Origin of the sequence: Curtobacterium sp. MCLR17_055, assembly GCF_003234305.1 — a bacterium.
GTDB lineage: Bacteria > Actinomycetota > Actinomycetes > Actinomycetales > Microbacteriaceae > Curtobacterium > Curtobacterium flaccumfaciens.
Map to the genome: position 1 here is coordinate 125,015 of NZ_QKSX01000002.1, position 24,535 is coordinate 149,549.

Below are 24,535 nucleotides of genomic sequence, written 5' to 3' on the forward strand. Positions count from 1 at the left end.
CCGTCACTCCCTGCCCGTCAGTCCCCACGCGTCCTCATCGGGCTCGTCGTGGACTTCATCGTACCCGCGGGTCATGTCCCCGACGGGGTCTGCTCCGTAGCGGTCGCCGTCGCCGGACGGCGTCGGGGCCGGCGCTGCCGGAGCGGCCGCGGCGGGCGGCTCCTCGCCGCGGAGCTTCGCGAGCACCGCGGGCAGCTGGTCGGCGGTCACCAGGACGTCGCGGGCCTTCGACCCCTCGGACGGCCCGACGATGTCGCGCGACTCCATCAGGTCCATCAGGCGACCGGCCTTGGCGAAACCGACGCGGAGCTTGCGCTGCAGCATCGACGTCGAGCCGAACTGGGTCGACACGACCTGCTCGACGGCCGCGAGCAGCAGTTCGAGGTCGTCACCGATGTCGGCGTCGATCTCCTTGCGCTCGACCACGGCCTGGACGTCCTGGCGGTACTCGGGCTGCGCCTGCCGCGTGACGTGCTGGACGACCTCGGCGACCTCGCCCTCCTGCACCCAGGCGCCCTGCACGCGGAGCGACTTGGACGAGCCCATCGGCAGGAAGAGCGCGTCGCCCTGACCGATGAGCTTGTCGGCGCCCGGCTGGTCGAGGATGACGCGGGAGTCCGTGACGCTCGTCACCGCGAAGGCGATGCGCGACGGCACGTTCGCCTTGATCAGGCCGGTGATCACGTCGACCGAGGGGCGCTGCGTCGCGAGCACCAGGTGGATGCCGGCGGCACGGGCGAGCTGGGTGATGCGGACGATCGACTCCTCGACGTCACGCGGCGCCACGAGCATGAGGTCGGCGAGCTCGTCGACGACGACGAGCAGGTACGGGTACGGCTTGAGCTTCCGCTCGCTGCCCGCCGGCAGGACGATCTCGTTGTTCTCGATCGCCTTGTTGAAGTCGTCGACGTGGCGGAACCCGAACGACGCCAGGTCGTCGTACCGCATGTCCATCTCCTTCACGACCCACTGCAGCGCTTCGGCCGCCTTCTTCGGGTTCGTGATGATGGGCGTGATGAGGTGCGGGACACCCGCGTAGATCGACAGTTCGACGCGCTTCGGGTCGACCAGGACCATGCGGACCTCGGACGGCTTCGCGCGCATCAGCAGCGACGTGATCATCGAGTTGATGAACACCGACTTGCCGGAACCGGTGGAGCCGGCGACGAGCAGGTGCGGCATCTTCGCCAGGTTCGCGACGACGAAGCCGCCCTCGACGTCCTTGCCGACGCCGATCGTCATCGGGTGCTTCGACTTGCGGGCGGCGTTCGAGCGCAGCACGTCACCGAGCGAGACGATCTCGCGGTCGGTGTTCGGGATCTCGACGCCGATGGCGCTCTTGCCCGGGATCGGCGACAGGATGCGGACCTCGTTGGAGGCGACCGCGTACGACAGGTTCTTCGACAGGGCCGTGACCCGCTCGACCTTGACGCCGGGGCCGAGCTCGATCTCGTACCGGGTCACCGTCGGCCCGCGGGAGAACCCGGTGACCTTCGCGTCGACCTTGAACTCGGTGAGCACCCCGGTGATCGCGGCGACGATGTCGTCGTTCGCCTGGCTCCGCGCCACCGAGGGCGTTCCGGAACTCAGCGTCGTGGCGGCGGGCAGTCGGTAGGGCTTCGACGGATCGTCATCGGAACCGGCGGCGGCCGCGCTCAGCTCGGCGGCGGCGTCGATGTCCTCCGGCTCGTCGACGATCTCAGGCTCGGACAGCACCTCGGGCACCGCGGGACGGATGTCGGCGGTCGGCTCCGGCCGCGCGGGGACGTCGGTGCCGAACGCGCGGAGCGCCTGCTCGGCGTCCTGCAGGTCCTGCTCGACGGAGTCGTTGAGGTTGACCGACGCGGGCTCGGCCGGCGTGAGGTCGACGAGCCCGGCGGCGGCACCGGCGTTCGGGCTCACGGCGGGCGCAGCGGGCACGACGGGGGCAGCTGGTGCGACGGCGGCGGCAGCCGGGGCGACCCCGCTGGCCGGGGGCAGCACGGGGCTGTCGTACGCCGGGTCCTCTTCGCGCCCGGACTTGTTCCGGCGCCACCACGGCACGTTGTCGCCACCGGCTTCGGCGTCGGTAGCGGCCTGCTCGTCACCGAACCCGAGGTCGTCGAACAGCTGGAAGTCGGTGTCGCCCTTCTTGCCACGCTTCGACGTGCGGGCACGGGCGGCGGGCTCCGCCACGGCGGCTGCGTCGGCCTCGGGTTCTGCTGCGGGGGCCGGGGCGCCGAACAGGTAGGCGTAGAGCTCGTGCAGGCGCCGCCCGAGCTTGTTCGGCGGTGTCTTGGTGATGATGAAGAGCGAGAGCACCAGCAGCACGATCGCCACGGGGACGGCCACCCAGGCCGTCGCGATCGTGACGAGCCAGCCGATGACCACCCAGCCGAGCACCCCACCGGCGGCAGCGAGCGCGGGCATGCCGTCGGCCGCGCTCGGACGGCCGCCGAAGACGTGGCAGAGCGAGGCGATCGACACGATCAGGATGCCCAGGCCGATGCCGATCCGGGTGTTGTCGTGCACCGAGGCCGGGTGCCGGAACAACCACCCGGCGAACACGATCATGATGACGGGCAGGGCGAACGCCAGGCGGCCGAACAGCCCGCCGAACGTGTACGCGTCGAGTGCGACGGAGACGCTGTTGGTCGGGTTGAGCCACTCGACGACCCCGCCGGCGATGGCCAGCAGGAACAGCAGGAACGGGAACCCGTCGCGCCGCTGGTCCTTCTCGAGGGTCTCCTTGCCGAGCAGCCGGAACATCGCGCCGACGCCGTGCGCCATCGCGAGCCAGAAGGTCACGAGCGGGTTCTGCTCGCGGAACACCGGCGTGGGTGCGGCCTGCGGCAGCTTCTTCGTCGTGGCCTGGGTGCGCGACGAACCGCGCGTCCCGTTGCCACGGGACGACGTGGACGCGCGCGAGCGCGTGGTCGACTTGGTGCCTCCGGCCATGGGCAGAACCCTAACGCCCGCTCAGGACAAACGCAGGAAGGCCCGCCGCAGCGTCCGTGACGGACGCTGGACGGGCCTCCCAGGCCGGACGGACGCGAACGCGAACGCGCGCCCACCCGCGAACGGGCCCTACGCCTCGATGACCACCGGGACGATCATCGGACGACGGCGGTGCTTCGTGTTCACCCAGCGACCGACCGTGCGACGGACGACCTGCGCGAAGGCGTGCGAGTCGCGCGTGCCGTTGGCCGCGGCCTCGGAGATCGCCTTGGCGATCTGCGGGCGGACGTCGTCGAACACGGAGTCGTCCTCGGCGAAGCCGCGCGACTGGATCTCCGGGCCGATAACGCACTGCCCGGTGGTGAAGTCCACCGCGCAGAAGATGGAGATGAAGCCCTCTTCCGCCAGGACGCGGCGGTCCTTCAGGTCGGCGTCGGTGATCTCACCGACGGTGGAGCCGTCGACGTAGACGTAGCCGATGTCGAGCTGGCCGGCGACCGTCGCGACGCCGTCCTTCAGGTCGACGACGATGCCGTCCTGCCCGAGGATCACGTTGCGCGGCGGGACACCCGTCTGGATCGCCAGGTCGGCGTTCGCGTACAGGTGGCGGTGCTCGCCGTGGACGGGGAGAACGTTGCGCGGCCGCAGGATGTTGTAGCAGTAGAGCAGCTCGCCGGCGGAGGCGTGTCCGGAGACGTGCACCTTCGCGTTGCCCTTGTGCACGACCTTCGCACCGAGCTTCGTCAGCCCGTCGATGACGCGGTACACGGCGTTCTCGTTGCCCGGGATGAGCGACGACGCGAGGATGACGGTGTCGCCCTCGCCGATCTCGATCTGGTGCTCGAGGTTCGCCATGCGGGCCAGGACGGCCATCGGCTCACCCTGCGACCCGGTCGACATGTAGACGATCTGGTCGTCGGGGACGTTCTTCGCCTTCTTCGTGTCGATGAGCACGTTCTCCGGCACCCGCAGGTACCCGAGGTCGGCGGCGATCGTCATGTTGCGGATCATCGAGCGCCCCATGAACGCGACCTTGCGGTTCGCGGCCGCGGCGGCGTCGAGGACCTGCTGCACGCGGTGCACGTGCGACGAGAAGCTCGCCACGACGACCTTCTTGCGGGCGCGCATGATGATGTTCTCGAGCACCGGGCCGATGTCGCGCTCCGGAGCGGTGAAGCCCGGCACGTCGGCGTTCGTGGAGTCCGGCAGGAACAGGTCCACGCCGGCCTCGCCCAGACGGGCGAACGCACGGAGGTCGGTGATGCGGTCGTCCAGCGGGAGCTGGTCCATCTTGAAGTCACCCGTGTGCAGCACACGACCGGCGGGGGTCGTGATCGCGACGGCGAGGGCGTCCGGGATGGAGTGGTTCACGGCGACGAACTCGAGGTGGAACGGGCCGATCTGCTCGGTCTGGTCCTCGGCCACGACGAGCGTGTACGGCTTGATCCGGTGTTCCTTGAGCTTCGCCTCGACGAGCGCCAGGGTCAGCGTGGAGCCGATCAGCGGGATGTCGTCGCGGAGCTTGAGCAGGTACGGGACGGCGCCGATGTGGTCTTCGTGGCCGTGCGTGAGCACGACACCGAGGACGTCGTCGAGGCGGTCACGGATCGGCGAGAAGTCCGGCAGGATCAGGTCGACACCGGGCTGGTGCTCCTCGGGGAACAGCACGCCGGCGTCGACGATGAGCAGCTTGCCCTCGTACTCGTAGACGGTCATGTTTCGACCGATCTCGCCGAGGCCCCCGATGGGGACGACGCGGAGGGTGCCGGCTTCGAGCGGCTGCGGTTCGGAGATCTGTGTGGGCATTCGGTCCTACGGATTCGGGCGACGCGCGTGCTGCGCGCCGCGGTGTTCGCTAGCGGGTGGTGCCTGGCACCTTCGGTAGTGCACCGCCGGCCGCCGCGTTGCGGTCGGGGCGGAAGTTCGAGAAGTCGGCGCCGGGCACGTCGCGCACGGCTTCGAGGGAGGTCTCGATGGCGTACGCCTCGGAGTCCTCGGGGCCGACGAGCGGCAGTCGGACGCGCGGGCTGCCGATGCGGCCGAGCCCGTGCAGGATGTACTTGGCGGCCACGGTACCGGGAACGTGCGTCATCACGGCGCGGACGAGCGGCTCGAGTCGCTTGTGCTCGGCCGTCGCGGTGGCCAGGTCGCCCCGGTTCACCGCGTCGACGATGGTGCGGTACGGCGCGCTCGTGATGTTCGCGGTCACACCGATCAGGCCGGTGGCGCCGATCGACAGGTGCGGGAGCACGTTCGTGTCGTCGCCGGAGAAGTACATGAGGTCGGTGTTGTTCAGCACCCGCGAGACCTCGGCGAAGTCACCCTTGGCGTCCTTCACGGCGAGGATGTTCGGGTGCTTGGACGCACGCAGGATCGTGTCGTACGTGATCGGGATGCCGGTGCGGCCCGGGATGTCGTACAGGATCACCGGCAGGTCGGTGGCGTCCGCGATCATCCGGAAGTGGGTGAGGACACCCGACTGCGTCGGCTTGTTGTAGTACGGCGTGACGATCATCACGCCGTCCGCGCCGGCCTTCTCGCTCTGCTTGTACAGGTGGATCGCGTGCGCGGTCTCGTTCGAGCCACCGCCCGTGATGATCTTCGCGCGGCCGGCGGCGACGGACTTGCCGACCTCGACCAGACGGAGCTTCTCCGGGTCGGTCAGCGTCGACGTCTCGCCGGTCGTGCCGGTGACGACGATGCCGTCGGCGCCGGCGGTGATGCAGTCGTCGATGTGCTGCTCGACGCCGGGCCAGTCGACCTCGCCGTCGGCCGTGAACGGGGTCACGAGGGCGACGAGGACCTGACCGAAGGGATTCTCACGCGGGGACACGGGCACCAGCGTACCGGGGATGCGCGCGAGGACCGCCGTCCGTGTGGACGGCGGACCGCCTGCGGCGCGGCCGGGAGGCCCGGATCACGTCCGTCCCGCCGGTCACGCCCGGCGCGTGCGGGCGCTCAGGCGCGGCGTTGCCACTCCAGGAACCGGTAGCGGGTGCCGTCGTTCCGGGACTCCTGCCAGGGGCCCTCGTCGGTGAGCGTCCAGCCGGCCGCCTCGTCGAGCGTGGGTGCGACGGTGTCACCGGGCACGTCGACGTCGATCAGCGTCTCGGAGACGTGGTCGGCCGCGTCGAGTGCGGCGGCGTAGACCTGACCGCCGCCGATCACCCACATGGTCTCGTCGGCGCTGTCGGCACGCTCGAGTTCGGCCTGCAGGTCGTGTACGACCTCGGCGCCGTCGGCCGTCCACGTCGTGTCCCGGGTGAGCACGACGTTGCGCCGACCGGGCAGCGGCCGGAAGCGCTCGGGCAGGGACTCCCAGGTGCGCCGGCCCATCAGCACGGTCGCGTCGCCGGTGACCTGCTTGAAGTGCGCCAGGTCCTCGGGCACGTGCCAGGGCATGCCGCCGTCGGCACCGATGACGCCGGTGGTCGAGCGGGCCCAGACCATGCCGATCATCAGACGGCGACCGCGGCCTTGATCGCCGGGTGGTGCTCGTAACCGACGACGGTGAAGTCCTCGTACTCGTAGTCGTCGATCGAGTCGCGCGGAGCGAGTTCGAGCGTCGGCATCGGGTACGCCGTGCGGGACAGCTGCTCCTCGACCTGTTCGACGTGGTTGTCGTAGATGTGGCAGTCGCCGCCGGTCCAGACGAAGTCGCCGACCTCGAGCCCGGTCTGCGCCGCGATCATGTGGGTCAGCAGCGCGTACGAGGCGATGTTGAACGGGACGCCGAGGAACATGTCGGCGCTCCGCTGGTAGAGCTGGCACGAGAGCTTGCCGTCGTTGACGAAGAACTGGAAGAAGGCGTGGCACGGGGCGAGCGCCATGTCCGGCACGTCGGCGACGTTCCACGCCGAGACGATGAGCCGACGGCTGTCCGGGTTGGTCTTGATCTGCTCGATGACCTGGGCGATCTGGTCGACGTGCTCACCCGAGGGGGTCGGCCACGAGCGCCACTGCACGCCGTACACCGGGCCGAGGTCGCCGTCGGCGTCCGCCCACTCGTTCCAGATCCGGACACCGTGCTCCTGCAGCCAGGTGGCGTTGCCCTCGCCACGGAGGAACCAGAGGAGCTCGTACGCGACCGACTTGAAGTGCACGCGCTTGGTGCTGACGAGGGGGAAGCCCTTCGACAGGTCGTAGCGGAGCTGTGCGCCGAACAGGCTCCGGGTGCCGGTGCCGGTGCGGTCACCCTTCGGCGAGCCCTCCGTCAGGACCCGGCGGAGCAGGTCTTCGTAGGGCGTCGGGACGGAGGCGTCGGGCTGTACGGTCTCGCTGTCGGTCACACACAGAAGCCTACGTCGGTGTGAGTAGCGTTGCGGGCATGCCCGACACGACGGAACAACCGCTCTCGATCCTGGTGGCCGGCTCGTCCGGGTTCATCGGGACGCCCCTCGTCCGCGCCCTGCGCGAGGCGGGGCACCACGTCACCACGCTCGTCCGCCGGGAAGCGCGCACCGCGACCGAGTTCCGCTGGGCACCGGGGCGGCGTCCGCTCGACCCGGCGATCCTCGACGGTGCCGACGTGGTGATCAACCTGGCCGGCGCGAACATCGGCAAGCTGCCGTGGACGGACGCGTACCGCAAGGAGATCCGCAGCTCGCGCATCGACGCCACCGACACCCTGGTCGAGGCGATGCGGCACGCCGCCACTCCCCCGGCGCTGTTCCTGTCGGGCTCGGCCTCGGGCGTGTACGGCGATCGCCCGGCCGACGTGCTGCAGGACGACGCCGCCGCGGGCACGGGCTTCCTCGCCGACGTCTGCACCGCGTGGGAAGCCGCCGCGAACGCCGCTCCCGCCGGGGTCCGGGTCGTCACGCTCCGCACCGGCATCGTCATCGGCAAGGGCGGCGGTGCGCTCGCGCCGCTCGTCCCGCTGACGAAGCTCGGCGTCGGCAGCCGGCTCGGCACCGGTGGCCAGCACTGGCCCTGGATCGCACTCGAGGACGAGGTCGGCGCGATCGTGCACCTGGCGACCGCGGCACCGGACGTGTCCGGTCCGGTGAACCTGGCCGGCCCCGAGCCCGTCGTGGCCGACCGCATCACGAAGCACGTCGCCGAGGTCCTGCACCGCCCGTACCTCTTCCGGATCCCCGAGTTCGCCCTGCGCCTGGCGCTGCGGGACGCCGCCGACGACATGCTCCTGTCGAGCCAGCGGATGGTGCCCACGAAGCTGCTCGAGTCCGGCTACACGTTCCGGTACACGCAGGCGGCGGACGCGATCGACGCCGTCTTCTGATCCGCCTCCGGCCCCGGGGTCAGCGGTCGGCGGCGCGCGCCAGGGCGGTGCGCATCGCCGACCGTGCGCGCTTGCGGTCACCGGCGGCGTCGTAGACCACACCGAGCCGGTACCAGGCACGCCAGTCGGCCGGGTCCTGCTCGACCGCGTCGCGGTACCGCGGGAACAGCTCGTCGGCGGCGTCGCGGATCGGCCGGCCCGACGGCCGCACCGGGACGACGTCGTCCGGGGTGCCGCCCTCGGCCTCGAGCCGCGCGCCGAGCCGGGTGATGCGGATGCCGAAGCGGAACTCCAGCACGAGCAGGAGCGCCCCGATCGCGGCGACGACGAACAGCGCGACGCCGATGCCGATGCCGATCGGGATCCCGGTCGCGATGAAGGCGACGGCGCGCTGCCCGACGAGCACGATGTACAGGGCGAGCAGCACCGCCATCAGCGCTGCACCCCAGAACGGCGAGCGGATCGTGCGTCCGGCCCGCTCCATCCGACCCACGGCGGTCAGCCGATGCCGAGGACGCTGCCGAGGCCCACGGTGAGGCCCCGCGCCGACACCACGTTCGCCAGCGCCGCACGGATGCCCGCGACGTAGGCGACGTCGTCGTTGGTGTCGTGCCGGATCGTCAGCGTCTCGCCGGGGCCGCTCAGCACGACGTCCTGCACGGCCTTCACCCCGGGCAGGCGGAGCGAGTGGATGGGCACGCTGGCGACCTGCTGGCCGCGGGCGCGCTGGTCGACGTGCGGGGCGTCCACGGGACCGACCTCGCGCCGGGCGTCGGCCATCAGCTCGGCGGTGCGCACCGCGGTGCCCGAGGGCGAGTCGATCTTGCCGGCGTGGTGGGTCTCGACGATCTCGGCGGCGGGGAACCACGGTGCCGCGATCGTCGCCAGGTGGGTGCCGAGCACGGAGCCGATCGAGAAGTTCGGGACCACGAGCACCCCCTGGTCCGGGCGTTCCCGCAGCCCGGTGCGGAGCTTCGCGAGCCGGTCGAGCGACCAGCCGGAGGTGCCGACGAGCACGTTCGCGCCGCTCGACAGCGCGTTCTCCACGATCGCCGGGCTGAGCGACGGCACCGTCACGTCGACCACCAGGGCCGCGCCGCCGAAGACCGACGGCGGCGCCTCGTGCGCGCCGTCCTTCGACGACAGGCGGGCGACGAGCTCGAACTCCGGGAGTTCCTCGACGACGGACGCCACGAGGCCCCCGAGACGACCGGTGGCGCCGACGACGGCGACGGGAGTGACCATGCGGTCCATCCTAGGATCGACGCATGTCAGTCGAGGTCAGGACCGTGCCGGCCGATCTGCCCGAGGTCGACGCGCTGCTCGACGCGTACCTGGACGAGCGCGAGGCGACGTTCCCGAGCACGCAGGGCACGTACTCGCGGAAGCGCACCCCCGCGTCCGAGTTCACGCCGCCGAACGGGGTGTTCGCGGTGGCGTACGACGACGACGTCGCGGTCGGCTGCGGCGGCCTCCGTCGGATCGCGGACGGGGTCGACGCGACCGGTGCCGCCGACGTCCGGTTCGAGGTCAAGCACGTCTTCGTGGCGCCGGCCGGGCGCGGCACGGGCGTGGCGACGGCCGTGATGGACCTGCTCGAGCGTGCCGCGGCCGACCTCGGTGCGACGAGCATCGTCCTCGACACGAACGACTCGCTCGTGGCGGCCGGTGCGATGTACCGCGGCCGCGGGTACCAGCGGGTCGAGCCGTTCAACGACAACCCGAACGCGACCGCCTGGTACCGCAAGCCGATCGCCTGAGCCGCCACGGGCCTCCCGGCCGCGCCACCGCGGACCGGACGGGCAGCCGCTAGACGGGCTGGTCGACGGGCAGACCCGTGCGCAGCTCCACCGGCAGGTGGGCCAGGTCGTTCAGCGTGACGACCTCGGCGGGCTTCGCCGAACGGATCCGGATGATCGTGAGCGCGGTGTGGGCGACGTTCGTGCCCATCCAGCGCCACTCGGGGGCTTGGAACGCCTCGCGCACGAACCAGCCGATCACGGCGTTGTGGGTGATCAGCAGGTCGTGCCGGTCCTCGCGCGCCGGGGTGAACCACTCCGACACGGCGTCGCCCATCTGGGCCTGCCCGGCGACGATCTCCTCTTCGGTGATGCCGCCGTACCAGCCCTGGTAGGCGTGCGGCATGTCCGGGGTCGGGCCCGAGGGGATGCAGTCGAACAGCAGGGTCGAGGGCTCGGGCTGGATCGACGGCAGGCGCTGCGACAGGAACGCGGCGGTCTCGCTCGGGGCCTCGAGCGGCGAGTGGTACACGCCGTCGAAGGGCACGCCACCGAGACGGTCCGCGATCAGGGTCGCCTGACGCTTGCCGCGTTCGGAGAGCTTGCCGTCCCGCAGGCCGTGTTCGGCGTCCTGGTGTTCGCCGTGCCGGACGAGGTACAGGTAGTGCGACATGTCCGTGCTCAGCTGCCGATCCCGATGGCCGCAGCGAGTTCGTCCTGCTGCACGGCACCGACGACCGAGGTGATCGTCGGCCGGGTCAGCAGGTCGCGCGCGAGTTCGAGCACGCCGGCGGTCGTGACGCCGTCGACACGCTCGAGCGCCGTCGACAGGTCGGTGTACTCGCCCGTGCCGAGCTCGGAACGGCCGAGCCGGGTCATGCGGGCGTCGGAGTCCTCGAGCGAGAGCGTCAGCGCGCCCTCGATCTGGCCCTTGGCACGTCGGAGCTCGTCGTCGGTGATGCCGTGGTCGACCATCCGGCGGAACTCGGCGTCGACGATGTCGATGACACCGGCGACGTTGTCCGGCGCGCATCCGGCGTAGACACCGAAGGCGCCGTTGTCCAGGTACGCGGGGGCGAACGACGACACCGCGTAGGCCAGACCGCGGCGCTCGCGCACTTCCTGGAACAGGCGCGAGCTCATGCCGCCACCGAGCACGGCGTTCAGGACGCTGAGCGATGGACGGCGGTCGTCACGCAGGTCGAGGCCCTGCGAGCCGCGGAGCATGCTGACCTGCTCGGTCGGGCGGTGCACCACGGTCAACTTCGCCTCGACCGGGTCGGCCACGGTCTCGGGCGTGCGGCGCGGCAGCGGCTCGGCGTCCGGGGCGTCGTGGAAGACGCCGGCGACGAGCTCGCAGAACCGGTCGTGGTCGACGGCACCGGCGGCGGTCACGACGATGCCGTTCGGCGCGTAGTGCTCGCGGTAGTGGGCCAGCACCTCGTCGCGCTGGACCGCACGGATGCTGTCCGGGGTGCCGCCGATCGGACGGCCGAGCGGGTGTCCGCCGAAGGCCGCGGCGAAGAACGCCTCGCCCGCGACGTCGGCCGGGTCGTCGGCGGCCATCGCGAGCTCTTCGAGGATGACCCCGCGCTCGACGGCGAATGCGTCCGGTTCGAGCACCGAACCGGTGACCATGTCACCGATGACGTTCACGGCCATCGGGACGTCGGTGTCCCGGACCCGTGCGTAGTAACAGGTGTACTCCTTGGCGGTCGCAGCGTTGTGCTCACCGCCGACCGAGTCGAACGCGATGGCGATGTCGAGCGCCGACCGGGTCTCGGTGCCCTTGAAGAGCAGGTGTTCGAGGAAGTGCGTCGACCCGAACTGCCCGTCGCGCTCATCACGCGAACCGACGCCGACCCAGAACCCGATGCTCGTCGACGCGGCACCCGGCACCGCCTCGGTCAGCACACGGACGCCCGAGGGCAGCACGGTGCGACGGACGAAGGCCCCGCCGGACGTCAGGAACGACGTGTCCGGGGCCCCGAGCGGCAGTGGCACTGGCTGGTTCATCGCAGACGAGCCTAGTGATCCGTCGATGCCTCCCGCCCAGTTTCCCGGTCTCGGTCGCGTGCCACTCGAAGTGGGGTACAGAAAATGTGGACAGACCGACTCGTCTGTCTGTCCTCCTTGTGCTACAGTTGGCCACGCCGGATCGAAAGCCCCCCTAAGTTCCGATCCGGCGGCTCGGGACATCAGTCCTGCGCGACCACCGAGTCCCCCCACTCCGGTCGCGGAGCCGATGAGTCCGAGGAGTACACGCTGTGACGGTCGATTCCCCCCAACCGGCCGTCCAGCGTCTCCCCGGCCCGAGCACGAACCTCGCGTCGCCGGACGGGTCGAGCGTCCCCCCGACTCCCCGCTCCGGCGGCGCGAAGGTCCGTGTCCTCGAGACCGCCACGCGACTCTTCTACGAAGAGGGCATCCACAGCGTCGGCGTCGACCGTCTCATCTCCGAGGCGAGCGTCACGAAGGCGACGTTCTACAAGCACTACGGGTCGAAGGACAACCTGATCCTGGCCTACATCCGCACCCAGCACGAGCGCGTGCAGGAGCGGATGGAGCAGCTCATCACCGACGCCGGCTCCCCCGAGCGGGCCGTCCGTGCGTGGGTCGCCGCACTGGCCGACGACGTCAACGACCCGGCGTTCCGCGGCTGTGCGTTCCTGCACGCCGCCGCCGAGTACCACGACCCGCGCGACCCGGTCCGCCAGGTCGTCGCCGTGCACCGCGACTGGTACACCGAGCGACTCGCGACCCTGCTGCAGGAGGCCGGACACCCCCTGCCCGGCGACGGCGCCGACGAGCTCATGCTCGCGCGCGACGGTGCGATGGCCGGCGCGTACGCCGGTGACGCGATCGCCGCCACCGCTGCACTCAACCGCGTGGTCGACCGGGTGCTCGCGGGCTGACGCCTGGCTCGCGCCAGCGCTGTCGCTGTCGCTGTCGGCTGTCGGCTGTCGCTTTCGCGAAAGCGACAGATAGCCCCGAACAGTTCGCGGCATCCTGTCGCCTTCGCGGCACCGACGCACCCGCGCGACGCACATGTGTCGCTGTCGTGGGGCGGTCGAGGCGACCGCGGCCGGACGGGAGGCCCGTGGCGGGCCCGCACCGTGCCTCCAGGCCGTCACGTGCGAACTCCCACAGCCCCGCGTGCGCACCGAGCGCAGCCCGAGCCCGCGGGTGTTGGCTGGGGGCATGGCCAACGACCCCAACTGGAACCTGCCCGACGTCCCGTCCTTCACCCTGACGAGCCCCGACTTCACCGACGGAGGCGAGCTGCCCACCTCGGCACGCGGCTCCGACGTCGGCGGTGAGGACCGCTCCCCCGCACTCGAGTGGTCGGACGCACCCGAGGGCACGAAGAGCTTCGTCCTGACCGTCTACGACCCCGATGCCCCGACCGGCTCCGGCTTCTGGCACTGGAGCCTCACCGACATCCCGGGCTCGGCGACCTCGCTCCCCGCAGGCGCCGGCACCGACGACGCCCTGCTGCCCGCCGAGGCACTCCGCCGCCGCAACGAGTTCGGCACGGACACGTTCCTCGGGGCCGCCCCGCCCGCGGGCCACGGTGTGCACCGCTACTTCTTCACCCTGAGCGCCCTCGACGTCCCCGTGCTCGAGGTCCCCGCCGACGCGACCCCCGCGGTCGTGGGCTTCATGCTCCGCGGGCACCTGCTCGGGCGCGCGCAGCTCATGGGCACGCAGGAGACCCCCGCGGCCTGACCGGCACGTGGCACGGCGCGGCGATCCTTCGCGCACAGCGACAGTTCACGCGGCGCCGTGCCCGTGAGGTGTCGCTGACCGCGAAAGCACGCGCGGCCAACGCGTGGCACCTGCCCCGCAACGGCGAACGGCCGCCGCCCCGGAAGGGACGGCGGCCGTTCGTGCGTCAGGACGCGGGGAGGATCAGCCCTCGGCCGGGTCCTCGGCGTGGGCGCGGACCGTCTCGGCCGAGGTGGAGTCACCCTCGGTCTCGTCGGCCACGACCGGCGCGAGCGACAGCTTGCCGCGGTCGTCCACCTTGGTGACCTCGACGAGGACCTTCTGGCCGACGCCGAGCACGTCTTCGACGTTCTCCACACGCTTGCCACCGGCGAGCTTGCGGACCTCGGAGACGTGGAGCAGACCGTCACGGCCCGGGAGCAGCGACACGAAGGCGCCGAAGGTGGCGATCTTCACGACGGTGCCGAGGAACTGGTCCCCGATCTCCGGGTTGGTCGGGTTCGCGATCGCGTTGACCTGGGCACGAGCGGCCTCGGCCGACGGACCGTCGACGGCGCCGATGTAGACGGTGCCGTTGTCCTCGATCGAGATGTCGGCACCCGTGGTGTCCTGGATGCCGTTGATCGTCTTGCCCTTCGGGCCGATCAGCTCGCCGATCTTGTCGACGGGGATCTGCACCGAGATGACGCGAGGAGCGGTGTCCGCCATCTCGTCGGGGGCGTCGATGGCCTCGTTCAACACACCGAGGATGGCCGAGCGGGCCTCCTTGGCCTGCTTGAGCGCCGCGTCGAGCACCGTCGACGGGATGCCGTCGAGCTTGGTGTCGAGCTGGATCGCGGTGACGAACTCCGAGGTACCGGCGACCTTGAAGTCCATGTCGCCGAGAGCGTCTTCCGCACCGAGGATGTCGGTCAGGGCCGCGTAGCGGGTCTGACCGTCGACGGTGTCGGACACGAGGCCCATCGCGATGCCGGCGACCGGGGCCTTGAGGGGCACACCGGCGTTGAGCAGCGACAGGGTCGAGGCGCAGACGGAACCCATCGAGGTCGAGCCGTTGGAGCTCAGCGCCTCGGAGACCTGACGGATGGCGTACGGGAACTCGTCACGCGACGGCAGCACCGGCACGAGGGCGCGCTCGGCGAGGAAGCCGTGCCCGATCTCGCGACGCTTCGGCGAACCCACGCGGCCGGTCTCACCGGTCGAGTAGGGCGGGAAGTTGTAGTGGTGCAGGTAGCGCTTCTTCGTGACGGGCGACAGCGAGTCGATCTGCTGCTCCATCTTGAGCATGTTCAGCGTGGTGACGCCGAGGATCTGCGTCTCGCCGCGCTGGAAGATCGCCGACCCGTGGACGCGCGGGATCACGGCGACCTCGGCGTCGAGCGGACGGATGTCGGCGAGGCCGCGGCCGTCCATGCGGATCTGCTCGGTCAGGATGCGGCCGCGGACGACCTTCTTCGTGACCGACTTGTACGCGGCACCGACCTGCGAGTTGGCGACCTCGGGCAGCGAGCCCGCGGTGACCTGCTCGGCGATGGCAGCCTTGACGCGCGACTTGAGCGCGTCGTCGGCGTCCTGACGCTCGGTCTTGGCGGCGATCTTGTAGACGTCACCGAGCTCGGAGAGCGCGAGGGCCTCGACGGCGGAGTAGACCTCGGGCGCGTACGGCGGGAAGACCGGGAAGTCCTGGATCTCCTTGGCCGACTGCGCAGCGAGCTTGGCCTGCGCGTCGACGAGGGACTTGAGGAACGGCTTCGCCGCCTCGAGACCCTGCGCGACGATGGCCTCGTCGGGCTTCGTGGCGCCGCCCTGGATGAGGTCCCAGGCGTGCTCGGTGGCTTCCGCCTCGACCATCATGATCGCGACGTCCTCGTTGCCGGCCTCGTCCGTGACGACACGACCGGCGACGGTCAGGTCGAACACGGCGTCGGCGAGCTGCGAGGCCTTCGGGAACGCGACCCACTGGTCGCCGATGAGCGCGAGGCGCACACCGGCGATCGGACCGGAGAACGGCAGACCGGAGATCTGCGTCGACGCGGACGCGGCGTTGATCGCCAGCGCGTCGTAGAACTCGTCCGGAGCGATGCTCAGGACGGTGATGACGATCTGCACCTCGTTGCGGAGGCCGTCGACGAACGACGGACGCAGCGGCCGGTCGATCAGACGGCAGACGAGGATGGCCTCGGTCGACGGACGGCCTTCACGACGGAAGAACGAACCGGGGATCTTGCCGGCGGCGTAGGAACGCTCCTCGACGTCGACGGTCAGCGGGAAGAAGTCGAAGCCCTCACGCGGGTGCTTGCCGGCGCTGGTGGCCGAGAGGAGCATCGTTTCCTCGTCCAGGTACGCGGCGACCGCGCCCTGGGCCTGCTGTGCGAGCCGACCGGTCTCGAACCGGACGGTGCGCTTGCCGTACTTGCCGTTGTCGATGACGGCTTCGGCGAACTTGATCTCGGGACCCTCCAAAAGGGCGCCTCCTTGATGTGTTTCCGGCAGGCCGTGGCGACGGCACTCGATGGTGCGTGCGCGCCGATCGTTCCGGACGCATGTCTGGCCAGCAGTAGAAGCACTCGGGAAACCGTTCCGGCCCGCGAGCCACCACCGATGACCAGCTCCGTGCCCGGCCTGCGCAGTGTTGTGTGTGACGTCCGGGGAATGAGTCCTCGGACACGATGGACTTTACCAGTCCTCAGGCTGTCGGCGGCGCGGCTCGCTGGACTCCTGGTGAACATCGGTAGCCTGCCGACATGCGCCTCACCCCCTCGCGGGGCGTGCTCGTCGCGGCCGCCGTGGTCGTCGGCGCGCTCGTCGCCCCGGCCCTGACCGCTGCCCCCGCGAACGCCACCGAGTACCCCACCTGGCAGGACGTCCAGCGCGCCAAGGGCAACGAGACAGCGAAGCGCGCCGAGGTGCAGAAGGTGCAGGCGGCGCTGCAGTCGGCGCAGGACGAAGCAGCCGCGAAGTCGCAGGCCGCCCTGGTGGCCTCGTCGAAGGCGGACGCGGCCGAGTCGGAGTTGGCGTCGGCCACCCAGGCCGCCACGAGCCTCCAGGCCCAGGCGCAGCACGCGAGCGAGACGGCGGACCGGGCCCAGCAGCGGGCCGGCCAACTGGCCGCGAACCTGTACCGCGACGGCAGCACGAACCAGATGACCACCCGCATCGCGACCGCGAAGAACCCGGACCAGCTGCTCTACCAGCTCGGCGCCCTCGACCAGCTGTCGGAGACCTGGGCCGGCGTCATGGACGACGCGTCCGTCGCGGCCGGCACGGCGTCGTCGCTGCACGAGCAGGCCGAGCGGGCCGAGACGGAACGCGCGACGCGCGCGCAGGCGGCCGAGGAGCGCTCGGCCGCGGCGAAGTCGGCGGAACAGGCGGCGGACGCCGCCGTCGAGTCGACGGAGCAGCACAGCGACGAGCTGTACGCGCAGCTCGCGTCGCTCAAGGACAGCACCGCGAAGCAGGAGGCCGGGTACGAACTCGGCCAGCGGGTCGCCGCGCAGAAGGCGGAGCAGCAGCGCAAGCGGGCCGCAGCGGCGGCGGCCGAGGCGGCGGCGAACACGGCCGCGGCGAACGCCGGCAGCAGCGCTTCCAGCGGCGGCGCGACCAGCGGCGGCACCGGCTCGTCCTACCCGAGCACCGGGGGCGTCGCCGTGGACCCCGCGGCCGCGCAGGCCTACGCACGGAGCGCGCTCGGGTCGTACGGGTGGGGCTCCGACCAGTTCTCGTGCCTGGTGTCGCTCTGGACGCAGGAGTCCGGGTGGCGGGCGAACGCCCTGAACGCCTCGAGCGGCGCCTACGGCATCCCGCAGTCGCTGCCGGCCGAGAAGATGGCGGTCGCCGGAGCCGACTGGCGCACCAACGCGAACACGCAGATCGACTGGGGGCTCGCGTACATCAAGAGCGCCTACGGATCACCCTGCGGGGCGTGGGGCCACGAGATGAGCGTCAACCCGCACTGGTACTGAGCCAGGGGCCGGCCGGCGGTCAGTGACCGAGGCCACCGAGCAGGCTCGCGAAGTCCGGGGTCGCGGGGAGCGCGTCGGCTTCCTGCGGGGCCCGCCTGGAGGCCCGGATCGCCCAGGCCAGGTCGGCTCCGGCCCGGTGGATGCGACCGTCCAGGGCGGCCGCGTCACCGTCGGTCCCCCAGTCGTCGGTCGCGGCGAACACCCCGGTGGGCACGATCGCCGCACGCAGGTACGCGAAGACCGGCCGGAGGGCGTGGTCGATCGCGAGGGAGTGCCGCGAGGTCCCGCCGGTGGCCCCGAGCAGGACGGGCATGTCGGCCATCGAGTCCTTGTCGAGCACGTCCAGGAACGACTTCGCCAGTCCGCTGACGCCCGCGGTGAAGATCGGCGTGACGAACACGACGGCGTCGGCCTCGACCACGGCGGCCATCGCTGCGGAGAGCGCCGGGGCCGCGAATCCGGTCAGCATCGCGTCGGTGATCTCGTGCGCGAGCGGCCGGAGTTCGACGTGCACGACGTGTGCCGGGGTGCCCTCGGCGACGAGTGACGCGACGGCGGCCTCGCCCAGACGGTCGGCGAGCAGGCGGGTGGAGCTGGGCTCGGAGAGTCCGGCGGAGACGACGGCGATGGTGGTCATGATGCTTCCCGACTTTCGATGCGTTTGCATGAACATAGCATCCAACCGAGTCACCGTCACAACCATTCCCGCCATCGAACAGCGTGCCGATCGGTCACGACTCCCCGCGCGCCGGCCGCCGATCGGTCATGAAGTGTCGAGTGGGACCGTGGTGGCCGACGAGTCGTGACCGCGGGACGAGCGCGGGCGACGAGTCGTGACCGACCTCGCGACCGACCGAGGACGGAGTGCGGACTGAGCGGGGCCCCCGCCGAGCGCCGGACGCCCCGCGGAACGAAGAACGCCCCGGTCCTCTCGAAGAGGACCGGGGCGTTCGGTCAAGCGTGTGTCGGTCGACTAGCGACGCAGGCCGAGGCGCTCGATGAGCGTGCGGTAGCGGGCGATGTCGACGTCGGAGAGGTAGCCGAGGAGACGGCGACGCTGACCGACCATGAGGAGCAGGCCACGACGCGAGTGGTGGTCGTGCTTGTGCTCCTTGAGGTGCTCGTTCAGGTCGTTGATACGACGCGTCAGAACGGCGACCTGGACCTCGGGGGATCCGGTGTCGCCCGGGTGGGTCGCGTACTCTTCGATGATCTCCTGCTTGACCTGTGCGTCAAGTGCCATGGTGATCCCCTTCCTGTCCGTTGCGCGGTGCCCGTGCCTGATGCACGAGCGCTCTTTGTCCGCGGCCGTTCGACGGCAACCGCACAAGACTACCAGAGTCCTAGGCGGTCCTGGGGTGCAGACGGCGTCGGCGGCGACGCTCCGGCAGCAGGCTGCGGACGAGTCCGACCAGCGTCGCGCCGAGCAGTCCGCCGAGGCCGTTCGACAGCACGTCGCGCGGGTCCGCGACGCGGTACGGCAGGTAGGTGGCCTGCGCGAACTCGATGCCCGTGGACAGGGCGACCGCGACGAGCGCGCCGAGGATCCACCAGCGCCGGGGCAGCCACAGCGCCGCGAGCATCCCCACGGGCACGAACATCGCGATGTTGGCGAGGAACTCGGTGCGCTCGTACGTGAACCAGGCACCGTGCGGCAGCTGCTGCACCCAGGCGATCGCGTGCAGCACGAGGGAGTTCTGGGCCGAGGTGAAGACCTGCGGGGTCAGCGTCATCCGCCAGATCACCCAGGCGTAGCCCGCGGTCAGGGCGAGGAGGAGGAGTCGACGGAACATCCGCACAGTGTGCTGCACGGTCCTGCGCGGTCGCTGGAGCGCTCCTGTCAGCCGTCGGTGCGACACCTGGGCGATCGCGGATCGGCGCTGGTCAGGACTCCCCCGCACCTGTCAGCATGGGTCCGGGCGCGATCGGTGCCCGCACCACCGACACCGCACGGTCAGATCAGGAGCACCGCAGCATGCCGGAGCACGAGGCACCCAGCACCCCACGCCGCAACCGCACCGGCGGCCTGCGGCAGTGGGGGTGGATCGCCGCTGCGGCCGTCGTCGTCGCCGCGGTCGTCACGACCCTCGTGGTCGTCGGCCCGTGGAACGGCGGCCAGCCGGACGGCGACCGTACCCCGAGCGGCCGCAGCGTCGCCGAGCGGAAGTCCGCGGCCGAGGCGTTCCCGGGCGGGCTCGCGCGCCAGCCGACCGCCGTGAACCAGGCCGGCCTCCGCGAGCGCCAGGCCCGGGCCGAGGGCGACGCCGAGACCGCCGAGCAGATCGCGGTGATCGCCGACCAGCCGATCGCGACGTGGCTGACGAACACCTCGCGGGCCGAGACCCGCTCGACGATCCGGTCGGTGGTCAGCACGGCGGAGCAACGCGGTGGCACCCCCGTGTTCGTCCTCTACAACATCCCGGACCGTGACTGCGGCAGCTACTCGAAGGGCGGCACCGAGGACGACGCCTACCTGCCGTGGGTCCGGTCCGCCGTCCGGGCGATGGCCGGTTCGCACGCCGTCGTGCTCGTCGAGCCCGACTCGATCGCCCAGATCCAGAACTGCGAGCGGCTGCGCGACGAACGCCTGCCCCTGCTGCGCAAGGCCGTCGACGCCCTGACCGGCCACGGCCTCACCGTGTACCTGGACGGCGGCAACGAGAACCGCGTGCCGACCGCGACCATGGCGGACTGGCTGCGGCAGGCCGGCGTCGACGAGGTGCAGGGCTTCTTCACGAACGTGTCGAACTTCTACCGGGTCGACCAGGAGCGCGCGTACGCCGACGAGCTCGCCGACGCGATCGGCGGGGACCCGCACTTCGTCATCGACGTCTCCCGCAACGGGCAGGGGTGGCGGGGAACCTGGTGCAACCCCGAGGGCGCCGGCCTCGGCCAGGAGCCGCACGTCACCGGCGGCAGCACCCGGCTCGACGCCCTGCTCTGGGTGAAGACGCCCGGGCTCAGCGACGGCACCTGCAACGGCGGCCCCGCGGCCGGCCAGTGGTGGGAGTCGTACGCCCTGGCCCTCGTCGAGCACCGCAAGCGCGACTGACCACGCCACGAGACGGCCCGCGCAGGGCCGTGTCGGTGCCCGGTGGTTGCATGTGCGCATGACCGCGACCGACCGCATCCGCTCCGTCGTCCCGCCCTACCTGCTCCGCGCCGTCGCCGACGCCGACGCGTTCCCCCGGGCGGCCTCGGCGGCACGCACCGCACTGGCCTCGCTCGACGCCGTGCAGGCGCCGAAGCACGAGCACCTGGTCGCACCGCGCGGCGTCAGCGGTGCCGTCGACCGCTCCCCGCAGCGGACGATCGCCGATGCGCACGGCACCACGACGCTGCCCGGCACCGTCGTCCGGCGCGAGGGCGACGCCGACTCCGGTGACGCCGCGGTCGACGAGGCGTACGCGGGCCTCGGCGCCACGCACGCCTTCTGGCTCGAGGTGTTCGGCCGGGTGTCGATCGACGGCGCCGGGCTCCCCCTCGACGCGACCGTGCACTACGGACAGGACTACGACAACGCCTACTGGGACGGCAACCGGATGGTGTTCGGCGACGGCGACGACGAGGTGTTCCGCCGCTTCACCGTCGCGCTCGAGGTCATCGGCCACGAGCTCGCGCACGGCGTCACGCAGTACACCGCCGACCTGACCTACCAGGGCCAGTCGGGCGCCCTCAACGAGTCGATCAGCGACGTCTTCGGTTCCCTGGTCGCCCAGTACGCGGCGGGGCAGACGGCGGAGCAGGCGAGCTGGCTCATCGGCGAGGGGCTGTTCACCGACGCCGTGCAGGGCGACGCCCTCCGGTCGATGCGAGCCCCCGGCACCGCGTACGACGACCCGGTGCTCGGGAAGGACCCGCAACCGGCGACCATGGCCGGGTTCGTCGACACCACGGACGACGCCGGCGGGGTCCACACGAACTCCGGGATCCCGAACCACGCGTTCTTCCTGGCCGCCACGGCCATCGGCGGCCCCGCGTGGCTGGGCGCCGGCGCCGTCTGGTGGGACGCCCTGACGTCGGCCGAGGTGACCGCCTCGATCGACTTCGCCGGCTTCGCCACCGTCACCGTCGACGCGGCCGGGCGGCGGTTCGGGGACGGTTCCGCCGAGCAGACCGCGGTCCGTCAGGCCTGGCAGCAGGTGGGCGTGCTCGACTGAGCAGGCCACCCGGGCGTACCGTCGGGGCCATGCGCATCGAGGTCCGCCGCTCCGGGGGCTTCGCCGGCACCACACGACGCTGGCGGGTCGACACCGACACGAGCAACGACCCCACGGCGTGGTCCGACGTCGTCGACGCGCTGCGGCGCACCCCGGCACCGACGGCTGCGCCCGTCCCCGACGACTTCAGCTGGACGATCACCGTCGAGCGCACCACCGTGACGATCCCGGGTCGCCGCCTCGACGGCCCGTGGGCCGACCTGGTCGCGCGGGTGCGGTCCGAGGGCGACCCGACCTGATCCGGGAGGCCCGTGGCGGGCCCGCACCGGGCCTCCCGTCCGCCCCGCGGGGACGCCACCGCCCACCGATCGTGCGCAGGAACGGTCGCGTGGGACCGACGGACCCGACCGTTCCTGCGCACGAAGGGCGCGGGGACACACGCACGACCGTCAGTCGACGTCGATGACCGTCAGGCGACGTGTCGGACGCGTCATCGCGACGTACACCGCGGCGGCGGCGCGGGCGGCGTCGGCACCCACGCCGTCCGGGTCGACGAGCAGCACGCCGTCGAACTCCAGACCCTTGGCGTCCGCACCCGTCAGCACCGTGAGCGAGCCGGCGTTCGGCGAGGCGAGGCCCCGGACGTCCGCCTCGGTGCGGGCGAGCCGCTGCCGGACCGTGTCGACCTGGGCCTCGGGGACGATGACGCCGATGGTGCCGGAGCCGATCCGGGCACGCTCGGCGTCGGCAACGGCCACGACGGTGTCGAGCAGGTCGGCCCGGGCGACGCGGACACGCTCGACGGGGTCGCCGTCGCGCACGGCCTCGTTGCGGGTGACGGTGAGGCCGGCACTGTCCGCGAAGGCCCCGGCGGCCTCGACGATGGAGCGCGGGGTGCGGTAGTTCACCGTGAGCTGCTCGATGCGGTGGTCGAGCGGCACCTGCGGCGCACGGCCGCGTCGGCGACGCGCGAGCGCCCCGATGACGTCGTCCCAGGTGCGCGCGGCACCCGGCGAGGAACCCTGCGCCATGTCGCCGACGATCGTGAACGAGCGCAGCGGGTTGCGGCGGGCGAGCACGCGCCACTGCATCGGCGAGAGCTCCTGCGCCTCGTCGACGACGATGTGCCCGTAGGTCCACTCGCGGTCGTCGGCGGCGCGCTCGGCGGTGGAGCGGGGGTCGCCGCCCTCGGCGAACGAGCCGGCGACCTGCTCGGCGCTGACGATGCCCTCGACACCCATGTTCTCGATGGCCTGGCGGGCGTTCTCGATGTCACGGTTCCGGCTGGCCTTCGCCGCGCGCTTGGCGGCGCCGCCGGTCGGGTCGAACGGGCCGAGCAGTTCGGCGGCCTCGTCGAGCAGGGGGACGTCCTCGACGGTCCAGGCCGTACCGCGGGCGCGCTGCAGCAGGGCGCGGCGCTCCGGGGTCCAGTCGGGGGTGAGCGAGGCGAGCCAGTTCGGCCGGGCGTAGAGGTCCTCGAGGAACTTCTCCGGCGGCAGCGGCAACCACGCGGTGTTGAGCAGCACACGGGCGTCGTACGAACTCCGGATGTCCTCGCGCAGGACCTTCTCGTCGGCCTCGTCCACCGTGGTGCCGCGCTCCCGCAGCTGCTCGGCGAGCAGGCGGGTCATCGCGTCGAGGGCGGTCTTGTTGAACGTGACGCGGGCGGCGTTGTGCGGCTTGCCGCGGTCCTGCGCGCGCTTCATGGCGTCGGCGACGAGCTGCGGCGGCACGACGAGCCGCTCGCCCTCGATGTCGAGCGTGACCGACTCGGTCGGCACGACCTGGCGCGAGCGCACGGCCCGGCGCAACAGTGACGCCATCTGCGCGGCGCCCTTCACGGCGGCGACGTCGCGGGTGTCGTGCGTCGTCGCGTGCACGCCCGGGTAGAGCGAGCCGAGCGACGCCATCACGACACCGGTCTCGCCGAGCGACGGGAGCACCTGCTCGATGTAGGTCAGGAACGCCGGGGACGGGCCGACCATGAGCACGCCGGAGCCCCGCAGCCGCTCGCGGTAGGAGTAGAGCAGGTAGGCGGCGCGGTGCAGCGCCACGGCGGTCTTGCCGGTGCCGGGGCCGCCCTGCACGATGAGCACGCCCTCGAGCGGGGAGCGGATGATGCGGTCCTGCTCACCCTGGATCGTCGCGACGATGTCGGTCATCCGGCCGGTGCGCTCGGCGGTCACCGCGGCGAGCAGCGCCCCCTCGCCCTGCAGGTGGGTGCGCTCGTCGTCGTAGAGCGAGGCGTCGAACACCTCGTCCTCGACGCCGACCACGCGACGGCCCTGCAGCGACAGGTGCCGGCGGGAGCGCATGCCCATCGGGTGCGCGGCGGTGGCCTGGTAGAAGGCGCTGGCACCGGGGACGCGCCAGTCGAGCAGCAGCGGCCGGTGCTCGGCGTCGCGCAGCCCCACACGGCCGATGTACCGGAAGGTGTCGTCGGGGTTGTCGGGCTCGGCGACCTCGAGCCGGCCGAAGACCAGACGGTCCCCCACCCGCTCGAGCGTCGCGACGGTGTCCTCGTAGAGCCTCGCGTACGCGTCGCGCTCGCTGCGGCTCTGGTGGTTCCCGCCGACCGCCTGTCGGCGGGTCTCGGCGAGGCGCTGTTCGGCCTCGGCGGTCAGCTCGTCGAGACGACGGAAGAGGCCGTCGACGTAGCCGCGTTCACGGTCGATCTCGGTCGGTTCGGACACACGCAACCCTTCGGGAAGAGGGGGAACCAGTGTACTGCCCACCGGGAGCCCCGCTGTCCCCGAAGGGTCGCGT

At 71.5% G+C, this 24,535-nt stretch carries 22 protein-coding genes; 8 read left to right on the plus strand and 14 right to left on the minus strand.

The features are described 5' to 3' along the window. Positions 1-3 precede the first annotated feature (3 nt). The 5 genes from DEJ09_RS02510 to DEJ09_RS02530 form a co-directional block, all read right to left on the minus strand. Positions 4-2,937: a DNA translocase FtsK gene (locus DEJ09_RS02510; RefSeq protein ID WP_111087552.1), complete on the minus strand. Its 2,934-nt coding sequence runs from the start codon at positions 2,935-2,937 to the stop codon at positions 4-6. Positions 2,938-3,066: 129 nt separating this feature from the next. Next, positions 3,067-4,743 carry a ribonuclease J gene (locus DEJ09_RS02515; protein ID WP_027464761.1) on the minus strand — a complete coding sequence of 559 codons (1,677 nt, stop codon included), beginning with the start codon at positions 4,741-4,743 and terminating at the stop codon, positions 3,067-3,069. A 49-nt stretch (positions 4,744-4,792) separates the two neighbouring features. Beyond that, positions 4,793-5,770, minus strand: a complete 978-nt coding sequence (dapA, locus tag DEJ09_RS02520) for a 4-hydroxy-tetrahydrodipicolinate synthase (protein ID WP_017885921.1) — start codon at positions 5,768-5,770, stop codon at positions 4,793-4,795. A gap of 125 nt (positions 5,771-5,895) precedes the next feature. Then, positions 5,896-6,396, minus strand: coding sequence for a dihydrofolate reductase (locus tag DEJ09_RS02525; protein WP_111087553.1), 501 nt, complete (start codon positions 6,394-6,396; stop codon positions 5,896-5,898). Continuing rightward, positions 6,396-7,226 carry a thymidylate synthase gene (locus tag DEJ09_RS02530; RefSeq protein WP_111033183.1) on the minus strand — a complete coding sequence of 277 codons (831 nt, stop codon included), beginning with the start codon at positions 7,224-7,226 and terminating at the stop codon, positions 6,396-6,398. Before DEJ09_RS02530 ends, DEJ09_RS02525 begins: the two co-directional genes overlap by 1 nt. A 38-nt stretch (positions 7,227-7,264) precedes the next feature. On the opposite strand from DEJ09_RS02530, the gene DEJ09_RS02535 reads away from it, so the two are divergent. Continuing rightward, on the plus strand, positions 7,265-8,179 hold the full coding sequence (locus DEJ09_RS02535) for a TIGR01777 family oxidoreductase (protein ID WP_111038871.1): 915 nt from the start codon (positions 7,265-7,267) through the stop codon (positions 8,177-8,179). A 19-nt stretch (positions 8,180-8,198) separates the two neighbouring features. Here the strand turns inward: DEJ09_RS02535 and DEJ09_RS02540 are convergent, their stop codons facing one another. Next, positions 8,199-8,663, minus strand: a complete 465-nt coding sequence (locus DEJ09_RS02540) for a tetratricopeptide repeat protein (protein ID WP_017885925.1) — start codon at positions 8,661-8,663, stop codon at positions 8,199-8,201. Positions 8,664-8,677: 14 nt separating this feature from the next. Continuing rightward, positions 8,678-9,424: a 4-hydroxy-tetrahydrodipicolinate reductase gene (locus DEJ09_RS02545; RefSeq protein ID WP_228513608.1), complete on the minus strand. Its 747-nt coding sequence runs from the start codon at positions 9,422-9,424 to the stop codon at positions 8,678-8,680. 23 nt (positions 9,425-9,447) lie between these two features. Between DEJ09_RS02545 and DEJ09_RS02550 the strand changes: the two genes are divergently transcribed. Continuing rightward, complete coding sequence (locus tag DEJ09_RS02550) at positions 9,448-9,939, plus strand: GNAT family N-acetyltransferase (protein ID WP_111087554.1); 492 nt, start codon at positions 9,448-9,450, stop codon at positions 9,937-9,939. 49 nt (positions 9,940-9,988) lie between these two features. On the opposite strand, the gene DEJ09_RS02555 is transcribed toward DEJ09_RS02550, so the two are convergent. Continuing rightward, a complete protein-coding gene (locus tag DEJ09_RS02555; protein WP_027464756.1) occupies positions 9,989-10,591 on the minus strand; it encodes a histidine phosphatase family protein in 603 nt (200 codons plus the stop codon). Between the two features lie 8 nt (positions 10,592-10,599). Then, entirely contained in the window at positions 10,600-11,934 is a 1,335-nt protein-coding gene (locus tag DEJ09_RS02560; protein WP_111087555.1) for a pitrilysin family protein, read from the minus strand. 251 nt (positions 11,935-12,185) lie between these two features. Between DEJ09_RS02560 and DEJ09_RS02565 the strand changes: the two genes are divergently transcribed. Beyond that, a complete protein-coding gene (locus tag DEJ09_RS02565; RefSeq protein ID WP_071405592.1) occupies positions 12,186-12,833 on the plus strand; it encodes a TetR/AcrR family transcriptional regulator in 648 nt (215 codons plus the stop codon). Between the two features lie 286 nt (positions 12,834-13,119). Then, complete coding sequence (locus DEJ09_RS02570; protein ID WP_111033188.1) at positions 13,120-13,647, plus strand: YbhB/YbcL family Raf kinase inhibitor-like protein; 528 nt, start codon at positions 13,120-13,122, stop codon at positions 13,645-13,647. A gap of 183 nt (positions 13,648-13,830) precedes the next feature. On the opposite strand, the gene DEJ09_RS02575 is transcribed toward DEJ09_RS02570, so the two are convergent. Further along, positions 13,831-16,110, minus strand: a complete 2,280-nt coding sequence (locus tag DEJ09_RS02575; protein WP_110864729.1) for a polyribonucleotide nucleotidyltransferase — start codon at positions 16,108-16,110, stop codon at positions 13,831-13,833. A gap of 281 nt (positions 16,111-16,391) precedes the next feature. Between DEJ09_RS02575 and DEJ09_RS02580 the strand changes: the two genes are divergently transcribed. Next, entirely contained in the window at positions 16,392-17,609 is a 1,218-nt protein-coding gene (locus tag DEJ09_RS02580) for a hypothetical protein (protein WP_111087556.1), read from the plus strand. A 19-nt stretch (positions 17,610-17,628) separates the two neighbouring features. Here the strand turns inward: DEJ09_RS02580 and DEJ09_RS02585 are convergent, their stop codons facing one another. The 3 genes from DEJ09_RS02585 to DEJ09_RS02595 form a co-directional block, all read right to left on the minus strand. After that, entirely contained in the window at positions 17,629-18,246 is a 618-nt protein-coding gene (locus tag DEJ09_RS02585; protein WP_111087557.1) for a CE1759 family FMN reductase, read from the minus strand. 336 nt (positions 18,247-18,582) lie between these two features. Beyond that, positions 18,583-18,852: a 30S ribosomal protein S15 gene (gene rpsO, locus DEJ09_RS02590; protein WP_017885935.1), complete on the minus strand. Its 270-nt coding sequence runs from the start codon at positions 18,850-18,852 to the stop codon at positions 18,583-18,585. A gap of 100 nt (positions 18,853-18,952) precedes the next feature. Next, positions 18,953-19,402 carry a VanZ family protein gene (locus DEJ09_RS02595; protein WP_084741173.1) on the minus strand — a complete coding sequence of 150 codons (450 nt, stop codon included), beginning with the start codon at positions 19,400-19,402 and terminating at the stop codon, positions 18,953-18,955. Positions 19,403-19,584: 182 nt separating this feature from the next. On the opposite strand from DEJ09_RS02595, the gene DEJ09_RS02600 reads away from it, so the two are divergent. Genes DEJ09_RS02600 through DEJ09_RS02610 form a run of 3 tightly spaced genes read left to right on the plus strand, consistent with a single transcriptional unit; the run spans position 19,585 to position 22,068 of the window. Beyond that, entirely contained in the window at positions 19,585-20,661 is a 1,077-nt protein-coding gene (locus DEJ09_RS02600; RefSeq protein WP_146245545.1) for a glycoside hydrolase family 6 protein, read from the plus strand. Between the two features lie 58 nt (positions 20,662-20,719). After that, positions 20,720-21,769, plus strand: a complete 1,050-nt coding sequence (locus DEJ09_RS02605) for a M4 family metallopeptidase (protein ID WP_111087558.1) — start codon at positions 20,720-20,722, stop codon at positions 21,767-21,769. A 29-nt stretch (positions 21,770-21,798) separates the two neighbouring features. Beyond that, complete coding sequence (locus DEJ09_RS02610) at positions 21,799-22,068, plus strand: protealysin inhibitor emfourin (protein WP_111087559.1); 270 nt, start codon at positions 21,799-21,801, stop codon at positions 22,066-22,068. Positions 22,069-22,218: 150 nt separating this feature from the next. Here the strand turns inward: DEJ09_RS02610 and DEJ09_RS02615 are convergent, their stop codons facing one another. Continuing rightward, the gene (locus DEJ09_RS02615) at positions 22,219-24,462 is read right to left on the minus strand and encodes an ATP-binding domain-containing protein (protein ID WP_241660464.1); all 2,244 of its coding nucleotides are present in this window, start codon (positions 24,460-24,462) and stop codon (positions 22,219-22,221) included. Between the last annotated feature and the right edge of the window lie 73 nt (positions 24,463-24,535).